The 16,938-nt window shown below is 35.8% G+C and carries 14 protein-coding genes and 1 rRNA gene; 7 read left to right on the forward strand and 8 right to left on the reverse strand.

Going from position 1 to position 16,938, the window contains the following annotated elements; genetic code table 11:
- Positions 1–112: 112 nt before the first annotated feature.
- The 8 genes from noc to rpmH form a co-directional block, all read right to left on the reverse strand.
- Entirely contained in the window at positions 113–985 is an 873-nt protein-coding gene (gene noc, locus PQF83_RS19140) for a nucleoid occlusion protein (protein WP_000799029.1), read from the reverse strand.
- A 104-nt stretch (positions 986–1,089) separates the two neighbouring features.
- Positions 1,090–1,809 (reverse strand): 16S rRNA (guanine(527)-N(7))-methyltransferase RsmG, encoded by a 720-nt coding sequence (rsmG, locus tag PQF83_RS19145; protein WP_001019621.1) that lies wholly within the window; start codon positions 1,807–1,809, stop codon positions 1,090–1,092.
- Positions 1,810–1,830: 21 nt separating this feature from the next.
- Positions 1,831–3,720: a tRNA uridine-5-carboxymethylaminomethyl(34) synthesis enzyme MnmG gene (mnmG, locus tag PQF83_RS19150; RefSeq protein WP_000541033.1), complete on the reverse strand. Its 1,890-nt coding sequence runs from the start codon at positions 3,718–3,720 to the stop codon at positions 1,831–1,833.
- Between the two features lie 46 nt (positions 3,721–3,766).
- Positions 3,767–5,143 (reverse strand): tRNA uridine-5-carboxymethylaminomethyl(34) synthesis GTPase MnmE, encoded by a 1,377-nt coding sequence (gene mnmE / locus PQF83_RS19155; RefSeq protein WP_000393773.1) that lies wholly within the window; start codon positions 5,141–5,143, stop codon positions 3,767–3,769.
- 226 nt (positions 5,144–5,369) lie between these two features.
- A complete protein-coding gene (gene jag, locus PQF83_RS19160; RefSeq protein WP_000022804.1) occupies positions 5,370–5,987 on the reverse strand; it encodes an RNA-binding cell elongation regulator Jag/EloR in 618 nt (205 codons plus the stop codon).
- Positions 5,984–6,751 (reverse strand): YidC family membrane integrase SpoIIIJ, encoded by a 768-nt coding sequence (gene spoIIIJ / locus PQF83_RS19165; RefSeq protein WP_000727751.1) that lies wholly within the window; start codon positions 6,749–6,751, stop codon positions 5,984–5,986. The genes jag and spoIIIJ overlap by 4 nt, the downstream gene beginning before the upstream one ends.
- A gap of 52 nt (positions 6,752–6,803) precedes the next feature.
- Positions 6,804–7,151 (reverse strand): ribonuclease P protein component, encoded by a 348-nt coding sequence (gene rnpA / locus PQF83_RS19170; RefSeq protein WP_000726630.1) that lies wholly within the window; start codon positions 7,149–7,151, stop codon positions 6,804–6,806.
- Between the two features lie 76 nt (positions 7,152–7,227).
- Positions 7,228–7,362, reverse strand: coding sequence for a 50S ribosomal protein L34 (gene rpmH, locus PQF83_RS19175; protein WP_000831901.1), 135 nt, complete (start codon positions 7,360–7,362; stop codon positions 7,228–7,230).
- 565 nt (positions 7,363–7,927) lie between these two features.
- Here rpmH and dnaA point away from each other — a divergent pair.
- The 7 genes from dnaA to PQF83_RS19210 form a co-directional block, all read left to right on the forward strand.
- Entirely contained in the window at positions 7,928–9,268 is a 1,341-nt protein-coding gene (gene dnaA / locus PQF83_RS19180; RefSeq protein WP_000428025.1) for a chromosomal replication initiator protein DnaA, read from the forward strand.
- Between the two features lie 178 nt (positions 9,269–9,446).
- Positions 9,447–10,586: a DNA polymerase III subunit beta gene (gene dnaN / locus PQF83_RS19185; protein WP_001212896.1), complete on the forward strand. Its 1,140-nt coding sequence runs from the start codon at positions 9,447–9,449 to the stop codon at positions 10,584–10,586.
- Between the two features lie 127 nt (positions 10,587–10,713).
- Positions 10,714–10,926 carry a S4 domain-containing protein YaaA gene (gene yaaA / locus PQF83_RS19190; protein WP_000821367.1) on the forward strand — a complete coding sequence of 71 codons (213 nt, stop codon included), beginning with the start codon at positions 10,714–10,716 and terminating at the stop codon, positions 10,924–10,926.
- A gap of 12 nt (positions 10,927–10,938) precedes the next feature.
- Positions 10,939–12,066, forward strand: a complete 1,128-nt coding sequence (recF, locus tag PQF83_RS19195; RefSeq protein ID WP_000470750.1) for a DNA replication/repair protein RecF — start codon at positions 10,939–10,941, stop codon at positions 12,064–12,066.
- A gap of 38 nt (positions 12,067–12,104) precedes the next feature.
- On the forward strand, positions 12,105–14,027 hold the full coding sequence (gene gyrB / locus PQF83_RS19200; RefSeq protein WP_000435990.1) for a DNA topoisomerase (ATP-hydrolyzing) subunit B: 1,923 nt from the start codon (positions 12,105–12,107) through the stop codon (positions 14,025–14,027).
- An 88-nt stretch (positions 14,028–14,115) separates the two neighbouring features.
- Complete coding sequence (gyrA, locus tag PQF83_RS19205) at positions 14,116–16,587, forward strand: DNA gyrase subunit A (protein ID WP_001282851.1); 2,472 nt, start codon at positions 14,116–14,118, stop codon at positions 16,585–16,587.
- Between the two features lie 241 nt (positions 16,588–16,828).
- Positions 16,829–16,938, forward strand: a 16S ribosomal RNA gene (locus tag PQF83_RS19210); the annotation flags it as partial.

Below are 16,938 nucleotides of genomic sequence, written 5' to 3' on the forward strand. Positions count from 1 at the left end.
TTTTACGTCCTTATTAAACTTCAAAATTTATTTGTAAACTCCTTCTTCATCTAACAAGAAAATATAGTAAAAGAGACCTATCCAATAGGATCAGGTCTCTAACACACCATTATTATTTTTTCTTCGGAATTTGAATTGTAATTTGATAGTACTCGTCAAACTCTTCTTCCTCAGAATTAACATTTAAACCACTGTCAGCAACCATTTGTAATGACTGCCTAATTGTATTCATGGCAATTCTCGTATCTCGACTTACTGCTTTTTGCTTTGCCTTACGCTTCGGTTTTGCTTCCTCTAGTAATTTCGCAATTCGTTCCTCTGTTTGCTTTACATTCAGTTGTTTCTCCACAATTTCCTGTAAAACCTTCAGTTGTAATTCCTCATTCTTTAAAGGGATGAGCGCACGGGCATGGCGTTCTGTAATACTTTTTTCTAATAACGCATTTTTTATTTCTTCAGGCAACTTTAACAATCGCAACTTATTTGCGATTGTGGATTGTCCTTTTCCGAGTCTTTGTGCCAATGCTTCTTGCGTTAAATTATGTAACTCAATTAGCTTTTGATATGCCACAGCTTCCTCGATTGCTGTTAGTTCCTCACGTTGCAAATTTTCAATTAAAGCCACAGAAGCTGTTTCTGTATCATTTAAGTTTTTTATAATTGCAGGAACCTTTTCCCACCCTAACTTTGTTGCTGCACGGAAACGCCTTTCTCCAGCAATAATCTCGTACTTCTCATCCTCATATTGCCTCACAACAATTGGCTGAATAAGTCCGTGTGTACGAATCGTTAATGCTAGTTCCTCAATACGCGCGTCATCAAAAACTGTTCGTGGTTGATAACGGTTAGGGGTAATATTTACTATCGGAATTTCTTGTATTTCTTCATATACCTTTTTATCTATTTCTTCATGGCTTTCGTCTTGTAATTCGAATTCGCTCTCTTTATCTCCAAAGCCAAATAAACGAGAAAACGTATTTTTCATACATATTCCACCACCTTTAGGCCTATTGACTATTCTCCATAAAATGTTTCCTATGAAACATTTACGTTTTCATTTATATAATTTAATCTTACGTCTAATAAGATTTATTTTTCAATAGGTAATTTATTGGGTGTTCCCGGTTTGCGTGGATATTTCTTTGGTGTCTTGCGCTTTTTCTCGATTAATAAAATATTACGTTCACTTTCTTCAAACGGTAATTGGAACGTAGACATTTCTTTTAAATCCCCGCCTAGCACCTCTAAAGCATACTTGCCATTTTCAATTTCTTCGTTTGCTGCAGCACCTTTCATTGCAATGAATGTTCCCCCAACTTTTACAAGTGGTAAACACAGCTCACTTAATACTGAAAGACGTGCGACTGCACGTGCCATTACAATGTCGTACGCTTCACGTACACCTTCTTTTTTTCCAAATGTTTCAGCACGATCATGACAAAACGCGACGTCACTCAATTCCAACTTTTGTGCTAAATGATTTAAGAAATTAATACGTTTTTGTAATGAGTCTACAATCGTCACTTTTAAATGCGGGAAACAGATTTTTAAAGGAATACTTGGGAATCCAGCTCCTGCGCCAACATCACAAATTGAGAATGGTTTAGAAAAATCGTAATAAAAAGCAGCTGTAATGGAATCAAAAAAGTGTTTTAAATATACTTCCTCTTTTTCCGTAATAGCCGTTAAATTCATTTTTTCATTCCATTCTACTAATGTTTCGAAGTAGATTTCGAACTGCTCTAACTGTCTAGAAGAGAGGGTGATACCCTTCTCTTCTAGCATAGATTGAAATTGTTCTATGTTCATCTAACAATATCTCCTTACTATTTATTGGTTCGATACTCGCGCAATTTTTCCTTGTTCAATATACACAAGTAAAATGGAAATGTCTGCTGGATTTACGCCCGATATACGTGAAGCCTGCCCCACTGAAAGTGGACGAACATCTTTCAATTTCTGTCTAGCTTCTGATGCAAGGCTAGAAATCGCATCATAATCAATATCGACAGGAATTTTTTTACTTTCCATCTTCTTCATACGCTCTACTTGCTGTAAAGATTTTTCGATATATCCTTCGTACTTAATCTGAATTTCAACTTGTTCTGTAACTTCATCACTTAATTCTACTTCACTTGGTACTAAAAGATGGATATGCTCATATGTCATCTCTGGACGACGTAATAAGTCACTTGCACGTATTCCATCTTTCAATTCACTTCCACCAATATTGCGAATTAATTCTTGAACTTCAGGACGTGGTTTAATAATAATGCTACTTAAACGTTCCTTTTCCTGTTCAATTTGTAATTTTTTATTTGTAAATCGCTCATAGCGTTCTTCTTTAATTAATCCAATTTCATGACCAATTTCAGTTAAACGAAGATCCGCATTATCATGGCGTAATAATAGACGATACTCTGCACGAGACGTTAATAAACGATATGGTTCATTCGTCCCTTTCGTTACAAGATCATCAATTAAGACACCAATATAAGCATCCTCACGACCTAAAATAACTTCTTTTTTACCTAAAGAACGACATGCTGCATTAATTCCGGCCATAAGCCCTTGTCCTGCTGCCTCTTCGTAACCAGAAGTTCCGTTAATTTGTCCTGCTGTATATAAATTTTTAATTTTTTTCGTTTCAAGTGTTGGCCATAGTTGCGTTGGCACAATTGCATCATATTCAATTGCATAACCTGTACGCATCATTTCAACATTTTCTAGACCAGGGATTGTTCTAAGCATATCACGCTGTACGTCTTCTGGTAAGCTTGTGGATAAACCTTGTACGTACACTTCTTGTGTGTTACGTCCCTCTGGCTCTAAGAAAATTTGATGACGTGGTTTATCATTAAACCTTACTACTTTGTCTTCAATTGAAGGACAATATCTAGGACCTGTTCCCTTAATCATACCAGAATACATAGCTGAGCGATGTAGGTTTTCATCTATTAAACGATGTGTTTCCGTACTTGTATACGTTAACCAACATGGAATTTGATCCATAATAAACTTTGTCGTTTCAAAAGAGAAAGCGCGTGGCTTATCGTCACCTGGCTGAATTTCTGTTTTACTGTAATCAATCGTATTACTATTTACGCGCGGAGGTGTACCTGTTTTAAATCTAACAAGATCAAATCCAAGCTCCTCTAAATGTTCCGATAAAGTAATAGATGGTTGTTGATTATTTGGACCACTCGAATATTTTAAATCTCCCATAATAATCTCACCACGTAAAAACGTACCAGTCGTAATTACGACTGTTTTTGCTGTATATTCAGCACCAGCTTGCGTAATTACCCCTTTACATTCGCCATCTTCAACGATCAAACGCTCTACCATTCCTTGGAACAACGTTAAGTTTGGTGTTTCTTCAATTGTTTTCTTTAATTCATGCTGGTAAGAGAACTTATCTGCTTGTGCTCGCAGTGCACGTACAGCTGGCCCTTTACCTGTATTTAACATACGCATTTGAATATGCGTTTTATCAATGTTGCGTCCCATTTCTCCGCCTAATGCATCAATTTCACGAACAACAATCCCTTTTGCTGGTCCACCAACAGAAGGGTTACATGGCATAAACGCTACCATATCTAAGTTAATTGTTAACATTAATGTTTTGGAGCCCATTCGTGCTGCCGCAAGACCAGCTTCACATCCTGCATGACCTGCACCGATTACTATGACATCGTATGAACCGGCATTGTATCCCATTGTTTATTCCTCCTAATAATCTCTATCTTTCTGAAACATCACTATATTATTTTCCTAAACAAAATTGAGAGAACAACTGGTCAATTAAGCTCTCATGAACGGTGTCACCAGTAATTTCACCAAGTATTTCCCACGTTCTTGTTAAATCAATCTGCACCATATCAATTGGAACACCATTTTCTATCGCCTCAATTGCATCTCCAATTGTTTTTCCTGCTTGTGTTAATAATCCAATATGTCTCGCGTTAGAAACATATGTTACATCTGCAGAATCAATTGTTCCTTCAAAGAATAAATCAGCGATTGCCGTTTCAAGCTCATCTATTCCCTGTTCCTCAATTAACGACGTTGTAATAACACGATTCCCCGCTGCTAATTCTATAACACGTTCCATATCAATTGCTTGCGGTAAATCTGTCTTATTTACAATAACAATGAAATCTTTTCCTTGTACGGCACGGAATAGATCTTCATCCTCATTCGTTAAAGCTTCGCTATAATTAACGACAACTAACACTAAATCAGCTTGACTCATCATTTCTTTTGAACGCTCTACACCAATTCGTTCAACAACATCTTCTGTTTCACGAATTCCGGCCGTATCTATAAGTTTAAGTGGTACACCACGCACATTAACGTACTCTTCAATAACATCACGAGTTGTTCCTGCAATATCAGTTACAATTGCCTTTTTCTCCTGAACGAGACTATTTAATAGCGATGATTTCCCAACATTAGGTCTACCAATGATTGCAGTAGCAATACCTTCACGTAAAATCTTTCCTTGCTTTGATGTTTCTAATATTTTTGCAATTTCAGCACGAACATGTGTAGCTTTCTCAATTAAAATATTATGTGTCATTTCTTCCACATCATCATATTCTGGGTAATCTATGTTTACCTCAACATGAGCTAACGTTTCTAATATATCCTGACGCAGACGGCCGATTAATTTAGATAATCGTCCTTCCATTTGATTAATCGCTACGTTCATTGCTCGATCTGTTTTTGCACGGATTAAGTCCATAACAGCTTCTGCTTGTGATAAATCAATACGGCCATTTAAAAAAGCACGTTTTGTAAATTCACCAGGCTCCGCTAATCGTACTCCTTGCGCTAAAATAAGCTGCAATACTTTATTTACCGAAACAAGCCCACCGTGACAGTTAATTTCTACTATATTTTCACGTGTAAAAGTCCTCGGTGCACGCATAATAGACACCATTACTTCTTCAATAACCTGATTTGTATCTAAATCAACAATATGACCATAATGAATTGTGTGAGAAGGAACCTCTGTTAAATCCTTCCCTTTAAAAATACGATTAACCTTTTCAACCGCATCATCCCCACTTACTCGAACAATGGCAATTGCACCCTCTCCAAGCGCTGTGGAAATCGCGGCAATTGTATCAAATTCCATGTCCTTTCACCTCACTTGCTTATTTATCTCTATTTCAACATGATTATTTTCTTCACTAAATTATTAGAATACCATAACGAACCTATCTACAAAAGAATAATAACTCATTTTATTATGTCCTCATGTAAAAAACACTAAACTTATTCACAGTGGATAAGTTTAGTGTTTTTTAGTTATCCACACCTATTTTCCCCTCAAAAAAACCGGCACTCAATTGAGTAACCGGTCACTTGGAAGATATTACAACATGTCGATGTGGTTCTTTTCCTTCAGAAGTTGTAATGATATTTTGATGATTAGATAATGCTTGGTGGATAATCTTTCGTTCAAAAGATGGCATAGGCTCCAATACAACTCTTTTTTTCGTACTTACTACTTGTTTGGCTAATCGATAAGAAAGTGCTTCTAGCGTAGCTTTTCTTTTACTACGATAATTTTCAGCATCTAATGTGATACCAATGTACTGCTTCGTATTACGATTCGCCACAAGTTTTGTTAAATACTGTAAAGAATTCAAGGTATTCCCTCTTTTTCCAATCAAAACACCCACATTTTCGCCGTAAATTGTAAATTCAACTTCGCGTCCTTTTACAATTTTACTAATCTCAGCTTCCACACCCATATCGTGAATAACATTTTTTAAATATTCTTCACATTCTTGAATTGGATCTTTCTTCAATACAACTTCTACTACTGCAGGTCGGTTCCCAAATAAACCTAAGAACCCTCTCTTACCCTCATCGATAATATTTATATCTACTCGGTCTTTTGAAACATTTAATTGTCTTAAAGCATCCTGTACTGCCAGCTCGACTGTTTGTCCTTTAGCAGTAATTATACTCACTTGCTTGATCCTCCTGCCTTACTAGCCTTAATTTCCGGCCCTTTGATCAAGTACATTTGAGCGATACCAAAGATATTACCAACAACCCAGTAAAGTGATAATGCAGCTGGGAAGTTAATTGCAAAGATTAAAATCATGATTGGCATTAACCAAATCATCATTGCCATTTGCGGATTTTGACCAGCAGTTCCTGCCATTGCAAGTTTTTGCTGAATAAATGTCGTAATTGCCGCAACAACCGGTAAGATATAGAACGGATCTGCTTGTCCTAAGTCGAACCATAAGAATGTATGCTTACTAATTTCTGATGTTCTCATAATCGCATGGTAAAACGCGAATAAAATAGGCATCTGAACAAAGATTGGTAAACATCCTGCTAATGGATTTACACCATTTTTTTGATACAACTGCATCATTTCTTGTTGTAGTTTTTGCTGCGTTGCTTGATCTTTAGAGCTATATTTCTCTTTTAACTTCACCATTTCTGGTTGTAACGCTTGCATTGCTTTCGTACTCTTCGTTTGTTTAATCATTAATGGTAATAATGCAAAACGAATGATAAGAGTTGTAACAACAATCGCTAAACCGTAATTACTACCAAATAAGTTGGCAAAATACGTAATTAACTGAGAAAGCGGGTATACGAAGTATTCATTCCAAATTCCAGTGCTTTTTGGTGTAATTGGCTGATTTACTTCACTACAGCCAGCAGTAATCGCCATTAATACAACAACCATGGCTAGTAAACCTAATTTCTTTTTCAAAGCCTACTCCTCCTTGTATCGGTATGTATATAGTGTAATTCATTTCCTTACGCTACTTTTTTATTCTTTTCATACCAGAGCGTTTAAAGACATGAATTAAGCTTTTCTTTACTTCTTCATATGTCATCTCTGCACAAGGCTTCCTTGCTATTATAACAAAATCTTTTCCAGAATCTATCTCATCTTTTAATTCTGTGATCGACTGGCGAATCATACGTTTAATTCGGTTACGCACTACTGCATTTCCTATTTTCTTGCTGACAGAAAGGCCAATACGAAAGTTTGGCTGCTCTTCTTTATCTAGTTGATACACAACAAATTGACGATTCGCAGTCGATTTTCCTTTTTGAAAAACCGTCTGGAATTCATCATTCTTTTTTATACGATGTTTTTTCTTCATATCAATTGACACTCCTGTAGTTCATCAGCGGAAATTCACTATTATTAGAAAAAAAGACCACTGAACGATCAGTGGTCTACGCAGATAATACTTTTCTTCCTTTACGACGACGAGCTGCTAGCACTTTACGTCCGTTCGCTGTGCTCATACGGCTGCGGAAACCATGTACTTTGCTGCGCTTACGTTTATTTGGTTGGTAAGTTCTTTTCATTATATGACACCTCCCTGAGGAATATCTGTTAAAGACAGTCTTATAAATTATAGTTAATCAACTAGGAAAATGTCAATGGTTCTAGAAATTTTCATCAAATATTCATTTTGAACCTATTCACATACTTTTTCACAGACGCTATATTTCCTTGTGGATAAATGTTTTTTTCTGTTTTTTATATCCACAAACTCTTTTCGTACTTTTACACAGTATATCGTGTTGTGGACAAGTTTATTCCACAAGGTATTGATTTTGTGGATAACTTTCTTAATTTCATTGCTATAGCTACTTTTTTTTGATATTATAGTTGTGTTTTCACTTTGAATAAGTTTTCCACATCATTATCTTATCCACAATTTGTGTATAACATGTGGACAGTTTTAATCACATGTGGGTAAATGATTATCCACATTTGCTTTTTTTGTCGAAAACCCTATCTCATATACAAACGACGTTTTTAGGTTTTAAAATACGTTTCGTATAAATATACATTTTATATTTATTTAGGTTGTACATTTGTTGCGCAACCTTATTCTTTTACCATCTTAGTAAAGGAGGGACACCTTTGGAAAACATCTCTGATTTATGGAACAGCGCCTTAAAAGAACTAGAAAAAAAGGTCAGTAAACCAAGTTATGAAACATGGTTAAAATCAACGACCGCACATAATTTAAAGAAAGATGTATTAACAATTACGGCTCCAAATGAATTCGCCCGCGATTGGCTAGAATCTCATTATTCAGAGCTAATTTCAGAAACACTTTATGATTTAACAGGGGCAAAATTAGCTATTCGCTTTATTATTCCCCAAAGTCAAGCCGAAGAGGAGATTGATCTTCCTCCTTCTAAACCGAATTCAGCACAAGATGATTCTAATCATTTACCACAGAGTATGCTAAATCCAAAATATACGTTTGATACGTTTGTTATTGGCTCTGGTAACCGTTTTGCTCACGCTGCTTCATTGGCCGTAGCCGAAGCGCCAGCTAAAGCATATAATCCCCTCTTTATTTATGGGGGAGTTGGACTTGGAAAGACCCATTTAATGCATGCAATTGGTCATTATGTAATTGAACATAACCCAAATGCCAAAGTTGTATATTTATCATCAGAAAAATTTACAAATGAATTCATTAATTCTATTCGTGATAATAAAGCTGTCGATTTTCGTAATAAATACCGCAATGTGGATGTTTTATTGATAGATGATATTCAATTTTTAGCGGGAAAAGAACAAACTCAAGAAGAGTTTTTCCATACATTCAATGCATTACACGAAGAAAGTAAACAAATTGTAATTTCCAGTGATCGGCCACCAAAAGAAATTCCAACTTTAGAAGATCGTCTTCGTTCTCGCTTTGAATGGGGACTCATTACGGATATTACGCCACCAGATTTAGAAACGCGGATTGCAATTTTGCGCAAAAAGGCAAAGGCTGAAGGACTTGATATACCAAATGAGGTCATGCTTTATATTGCAAATCAAATCGATTCAAATATTCGTGAACTAGAAGGTGCACTCATCCGAGTTGTAGCTTATTCATCTTTAATTAACAAAGATATTAATGCTGATTTAGCAGCCGAAGCACTTAAAGATATTATTCCAAATTCTAAACCAAAAATTATCTCCATTTATGATATTCAAAAAGCTGTAGGAGATGTTTATCAAGTAAAATTGGAAGATTTCAAGGCGAAAAAGCGAACGAAATCAGTTGCCTTCCCTCGCCAAATTGCAATGTATTTATCACGTGAACTGACAGACTCCTCCTTACCTAAAATAGGTGAAGAATTTGGTGGACGTGATCATACAACAGTTATCCATGCTCATGAAAAAATTTCTAAGCTACTTAAGACGGATACGCAATTACAAAAGCAAGTTGAAGAAATTAACGATATTTTAAAGTAGTAGCTGAATAGTGTGAATAACTTTCCTTGTTTTACGCACAGTCTATCCACATGTAGATAGACTGTTTTTACATCCTTTAACAGGGTTATCCACATATCCACAAGCCCTATTACTATTACTACTATTTTTTATCTTTATTAATTAAATAAAATCTTATACTTACCGGAGGTTTTTCTTTATGCGTTTTACAATACAAAAAGACTATCTTGTAAGAAGTGTACAAGATGTAATGAAGGCTGTTTCTTCTCGTACAACAATTCCGATCCTTACGGGGATTAAAGTTGTCGCTACAGAAGAAGGAGTTACATTAACAGGAAGCGATGCTGATATTTCAATTGAATCTTTCATTCCAGTTGAAGAGAATGGAAAAGAAATCGTAGAAGTGAATCAATCAGGAAGTATTGTTTTACAGGCTAAATATTTTAGTGAAATTGTAAAGAAGTTGCCTAAAGAAACTGTAGAAATTTCTGTGGAAAATCATTTGATGACAAAAATAACTTCTGGAAAATCAGAGTTTAATTTAAATGGTTTAGATTCTGCAGAATATCCATTGTTACCACAAATTGAAGAACATCATGTTTTTAAGATTCCAACGGATTTACTTAAACATATGATTAGACAAACTGTATTTGCAGTTTCCACTTCTGAAACAAGACCAATCTTGACAGGTGTAAACTGGAAGGTATATAACAGCGAACTAACTGGCATTGCTACAGATAGTCACAGACTAGCTCTTCGAAAAGCAAAAATTGAAGGCATTGCAGATGAGTTCCAAGCAAATGTTGTTATTCCAGGAAAAAGTTTAAATGAATTAAGCAAAATTCTAGATGAGTCTGAAGAAATGGTAGATATCGTTATTACGGAGTATCAAGTATTATTCCGTACAAAACATTTATTATTCTTCTCAAGATTGTTAGAAGGAAATTACCCTGATACAACTCGCTTAATTCCAGCGGAGAGCAAAACAGATATTTTTGTAAATACAAAAGAATTTTTACAAGCAATTGATCGTGCATCTCTTTTAGCAAGAGATGGTCGTAATAATGTTGTAAAATTATCAACTTTAGAGCAGGCAATGCTAGAAATTTCCTCGAATTCACCAGAAATCGGAAAAGTAGTAGAAGAAGTTCAATGTGAAAAAGTAGATGGAGAAGAGTTAAAAATATCTTTTAGTGCAAAATATATGATGGATGCACTAAAAGCATTAGATAGTACTGAAATTAAGATTAGCTTTACTGGAGCAATGAGACCATTCTTAATTCGTACAGTAAATGATGAATCCATTATTCAATTAATTTTACCGGTTCGTACTTACTAAGTAAGAAATAAGGGTTGCTAGTTTTCAGATGCTAGTAGCCCTTATTTGATTTTTGGGTATTACTTTCCTAATGCTAGTTTATTTAGTACAATGAAAGAATGAACACTTTCAGAAAGTGAGCGATTTTATGAAACGTATTAAAATTTCAACAGAGTATATTACACTAGGGCAATTTTTAAAGTTAGCCGATGTAATTGATACAGGTGGCGCTGTAAAATGGTTTTTACAAGAATATGAAGTGTACGTGAATCAAGAACTTGAAAATAGAAGAGGTCGCAAACTATATGCGAACGATATTATTGAAATTCCAGGAAGCGGAAGTTTCCAAGTTCAGTCATAAAGGGGGAGCCCTTTGTTTATTTCAGAAATACAATTAAAAAACTATCGCAATTATGAAAAGTTAGAGCTTTCCTTTGAAGATAAGGTAAATGTAATTATCGGCGAGAATGCGCAAGGGAAAACGAATTTGATGGAAGCTATTTATGTTTTAGCGATGGCGAAATCTCATAGAACCTCTAATGATCGCGAACTTATCCGTTGGGATGAAGATTTCGGTCAAATTAAAGGAAAGCTACAAAAGAGAAATAGTTCTTTGTCTTTGGAATTAAATATCTCGAAAAAAGGTAAAAAGGCAAAATTAAATCAACTTGAACAACAAAAATTGAGTCAATATATTGGCGTGATGAATGTTGTCATGTTTGCCCCAGAAGATTTAAATCTTGTAAAAGGAAGCCCTCAAGTAAGAAGACGCTTTTTAGATATGGAATTAGGCCAAATAGCTCCGGTCTATTTGTATGAATTGAGTCAATATCAAAAGGTGCTCACACAACGAAATCACTTGCTAAAAAAGATGCAAGGGAATAGTAAGAATGAGGAAACGATGTTGGATGTATTTACACTTCAACTTATTGAGCATGGTACAAAAATTTTGCAAAAACGCTTTGAATTTTTGCATTTACTACAAGAATGGGCAGCTCCAATTCATCGTGGTATAAGCCGTGGGTTAGAAGAATTAGAAATTGTCTATAAACCGAGTGTAGATGTATCAGAATCAATGGATTTGTCGAAAATAAAAGAAGTATACTATGAAAGTTTTCAATCCGTGAAACAACGTGAAATTTTCCGTGGTACGACTTTAATTGGTCCTCATCGTGATGATTTACAATTCTTCGTTAATAGTAAAAATGTTCAAGTCTTTGGTTCGCAAGGACAACAACGAACGACCGCACTGTCCCTAAAATTAGCTGAAATTGAATTGATTTACTCAGAAGTTAAAGAATATCCGATTCTTCTATTGGATGATGTATTATCAGAATTAGATGATTATCGTCAATCGCATCTGTTAAATACAATTCAAGGAAAAGTGCAAACATTTGTGACAACGACGAGTGTCGACGGAATTGAACACGAAACATTAAAAGAAGCGAAAACAATTCATGTAACGAACGGCACGGTAGATTGTGAAATAGATAGGGCGTAATCCCTGTTTAAATGGAAAAGTAGGTGATCTTTGTGTCAATGGAACAAAAGCAAATGCAAGAAAATTCATATGATGAAAGTCAAATACAGGTACTTGAAGGGCTAGAAGCAGTTCGAAAACGCCCTGGTATGTATATTGGATCTACAAGCGGAAAAGGACTTCACCATCTTGTATGGGAAATCGTCGATAATAGTATTGATGAAGCACTTGCAGGTTACTGTGATGAAATTAACGTTAGTATCGAAGAAGATAATAGTATTCGTGTAACGGATAATGGACGTGGTATTCCAGTTGGTATACAAGAAAAAATGGGACGTCCTGCTGTAGAGGTTATTATGACCGTTCTTCATGCTGGTGGTAAGTTTGGCGGCGGCGGTTATAAAGTTTCTGGTGGTTTGCATGGTGTTGGGGCATCTGTAGTAAATGCCCTATCAACAGAACTAGAGGTATTTGTACATCGTGAAGGTAAAATCCATTATCAAAAATACGAAAGAGGTATTCCGGTTGCGGATTTAAAAGTCATTGGTGACACAGATCAAACAGGAACGATAACTCGATTTAAACCAGATCCAGAAATTTTTCAGGAAACAACAGTATACGAATTTGATACGCTCGCAACTCGTATGCGTGAATTAGCATTTTTAAATCGTAATATTAAATTAACAATTGAAGATAAACGTGAACATAAGCAAAAGAAAGAATTCCATTATGAAGGTGGAATTAAATCATACGTCGAGCATTTAAATCGCTCAAAACAACCAATCCATGAAGAACCTGTATATGTAGAAGGATCAAAAGATGGTATTCAAGTTGAGGTTTCCTTACAGTATAACGAAGGATATACAAATAATATTTACTCATTTACGAATAACATTCATACGTATGAAGGTGGAACACATGAAGTAGGGTTTAAAACAGCTTTAACTCGTGTGATTAACGATTATGGACGTAAAAATAGTATTTTAAAAGATGCAGACAGTAACTTAACGGGTGAGGATGTTCGTGAAGGTTTAACTGCAATTGTATCAATTAAACATCCAAACCCACAATTTGAAGGACAAACGAAGACGAAACTTGGGAATAGTGAAGCAAGAACGATTACAGAGTCTGTGTTTTCAGAGGCATTTGAAAAGTTCTTACTAGAAAACCCGAATGTTGCACGAAAAATCGTAGAAAAAGGTACGATGGCAGCACGTGCACGTGTTGCAGCGAAAAAAGCACGTGAATTGACACGCCGCAAGAGCGCATTAGAAGTTTCAAGTTTACCTGGTAAATTAGCAGATTGCTCTTCGAAAGATCCAGCAATTAGTGAAATTTACATTGTAGAGGGTGACTCTGCCGGTGGATCAGCAAAACAAGGGCGTGATCGTCACTTCCAAGCGATTTTACCGCTAAAAGGTAAAATTATTAACGTTGAAAAAGCAAGATTGGATAAAATTTTATCTAACGATGAAGTGCGTACAATTATTACTGCAATTGGTACGAACATTGGCGGCGATTTTGATATTGAGAAAGCTCGTTATCATAAAGTTATTATTATGACGGATGCCGACGTAGATGGTGCGCATATTCGTACCCTATTATTAACGTTCTTCTATCGTTATATGCGTCAAATTATTGAACATGGTTATATCTATATTGCACAGCCACCGTTGTTTAAAATACAACAAGGTAAAAAAATTCAATATGCTTATAATGAGAAAGAGCTTGAAAAGATTTTAGCTGAATTACCAGCTCAACCTAAACCCGGGATCCAACGTTACAAAGGTTTAGGAGAAATGAATCCAGCTCAGCTTTGGGAAACGACAATGGACCCAGAAGTGCGTTCATTACTTCAAGTTTCCCTTCAAGATGCAATTGAAGCAGATGAAACATTTGAAATTTTAATGGGGGATAAAGTAGAGCCACGTCGTAACTTTATCCAAGAAAATGCAAAATACGTGAAAAACCTTGATATTTAAATGAGTAATGACAGGAATCTGAGTATTCCTGTCTTCTACATATAAATCAATGTATGTGTAACGGAAATGTAAGAGGAGGTGCTCGTTGATGTCAGACAATCAACAACAAGCACGAATTCGAGAAATTAATATTAGTCATGAAATGCGTACCTCATTTTTAGATTACGCAATGAGTGTTATCGTATCTCGTGCATTACCAGATGTTCGTGATGGATTAAAACCTGTGCATCGTAGGGTTTTATATGCGATGAATGATTTAGGAATTACGGCTGATAAAGCGTATAAGAAATCAGCACGTATTGTTGGTGAAGTAATTGGTAAGTATCACCCTCATGGTGATTCAGCTGTTTATGAAACAATGGTACGTATGGCGCAAGATTTCAGTCAACGTTATATGCTTGTTGATGGGCATGGTAACTTTGGATCTGTCGATGGAGATTCAGCAGCAGCAATGCGTTATACAGAAGCAAGAATGTCTAAGATTTCTATGGAGTTAATACGTGATATTTCAAAAAATACGATTGATTATCAAGATAACTATGATGGTTCTGAAAGAGAGCCAATTGTATTACCAGCGCGTTTTCCTAACTTACTAGTAAATGGTACGACAGGTATTGCAGTTGGTATGGCAACGAATATTCCGCCGCATCAACTTGGCGAAGTAATTGATGGGGTATTGGCATTAAGTCATAATCCTGATATTACTATTGCAGAATTAATGGAGTGCATTCCAGGACCAGATTTCCCGACGGCAGGTTTAATTTTAGGAAGAAGTGGTATTCGTAGAGCGTATGAAACAGGACGCGGTTCTATTATACTTCGTGCTAAAGTTGAAATTGAAGAGAAGTCAAATGGCAAACAATCTATTATCGTAACGGAACTACCTTATCAAGTAAATAAGGCGCGATTAATTGAAAAAATTGCAGAATTAGTTCGCGATAAGAAAATTGAAGGTATTACAGATTTACGTGATGAATCAGATCGAAATGGTATGCGTATTGTTATGGAAGTACGTCGTGATGCCAATGCTAATGTATTATTAAATAACTTATATAAACATACAGCACTTCAAACGAGTTTCGGTATTAACATGCTGTCTCTTGTAAATGGAGAGCCACAAGTGCTGAACTTAAAACAAAATTTATATCATTACTTGGAACATCAAAAGGTAGTAATTCGTAGACGTACAGCTTATGAACTAGAAAAAGCAGAAGCGCGTGCTCATATTTTAGAAGGATTACGAATTGCCTTAGACCATCTGGATGAAGTTATTACATTAATTCGTAGTTCGAAAACAGCGGAAATTGCAAAGCAAGGTTTAATGGAACGTTTCGGCTTAAGTGAAAAACAAGCGCAAGCTATTTTAGATATGCGTTTGCAACGTTTAACAGGTTTAGAACGCGAAAAGATTGAACAAGAATATCAGGACTTAATGAAGTTAATCGCTGAATTAAAAGCAATCTTAGCAGATGAAGAAAAGGTTCTTGAGATTATTCGTGAAGAATTAACGGAAGTAAAAGAGCGCTTCAATGATAAGAGACGCACAGAAATTACAATTGGTGGTATGGAGTCTATTGAAGATGAAGACTTGATTCCAGAACAAAATATCGCCATTACGTTAACTCATAATGGTTATATTAAGAGGTTACCAGCTTCCACGTATAAAACACAGAACCGTGGTGGACGTGGTGTGCAAGGAATGGGGACAAATGATGATGATTTCGTCGAGCATTTATTAACTACTTCTACGCATGATCATATTCTATTCTTCACTAATAAGGGGAAAGTATACCGTACGAAAGGATATGAAATCCCAGAGTATAGTCGTACAGCGAAAGGTATACCTATTATTAACCTATTAGGTGTAGATAAGGGCGAATGGATTAACGCCATTATTCCAATTCGTGAATTTGGTGACGATGAATTCTTATTCTTCACAACAAAACAAGGTATCTCTAAGAGAACACCACTTTCATCATTTGCAAATATCCGTACGAATGGTTTAATTGCAATCTCTCTTCGTGAAGAGGATGAAGTAATATCTGTACGTTTAACATCTGGTGATAAGGATATTATTGTAGGAACAAGCAATGGTATGTTAATTCGTTTTAACGAGCAAGATGTGCGTTCTATGGGACGTAACGCGGCTGGTGTAAAAGCAATTACATTAGGTGAAGAAGATCAAGTTGTAGGTATGGAAATTGTCGAAGAGGATGTAAATGTTTTAATTGTAACGAAAAATGGTTATGGAAAACGTACGCCGATTGATGAATATCGCTTGCAAAGCCGTGGTGGTAAAGGTCTGAAGACTTGTAATATTACAGATAAAAACGGGAAATTAGTAGCTGTTAAATCTGTAACAGGTGAAGAAGATATTATGTTAATTACAGCAGCGGGTGTTATTATTCGTATGCCAGTTGATCAAATCTCTCAAATGGGACGTAATACACAAGGTGTTCGTCTAATTCGATTAGAGGATGAGCAAGAGGTAGCGACAGTAGCAAAAGCACAAAAAGATGATGAGGAAGAAACGAGTGAAGAGGTTTCTTCAGAAGAATAAGAGGGGAGATATCTCCCCTCTTTATTTTTTTATAATAATACTTGCATAGGGAAGGGAAAGCCTATATAATAGGCAGAGTCAGCAAATGAGAGATATAAGTTATCGAAAAAACTTGTTGACGAAAATAATATACTATGATATATTATAAAAGTCGCTGAAACGCGATGTTGAACTTTGAAAACTAAACGAAACAAACAACGTGAAACGTCAATTTTTATTTTAGATGCTAGACAAACTAACTTTATTGGAGAGTTTGATCCTGGCTCAGGATGAACGCTGGCGGCGTGCCTAATACATGCAAGTCGAGCGAATGGATTAAGAGCTTGCTCTTATGAAGTTAGCGGCGGACGG

Origin of the sequence: Bacillus sp. FF-1 (genome assembly GCF_028548245.1) — a bacterium.
Classification (GTDB): domain Bacteria; phylum Bacillota; class Bacilli; order Bacillales; family Bacillaceae_G; genus Bacillus_A; species Bacillus_A paranthracis.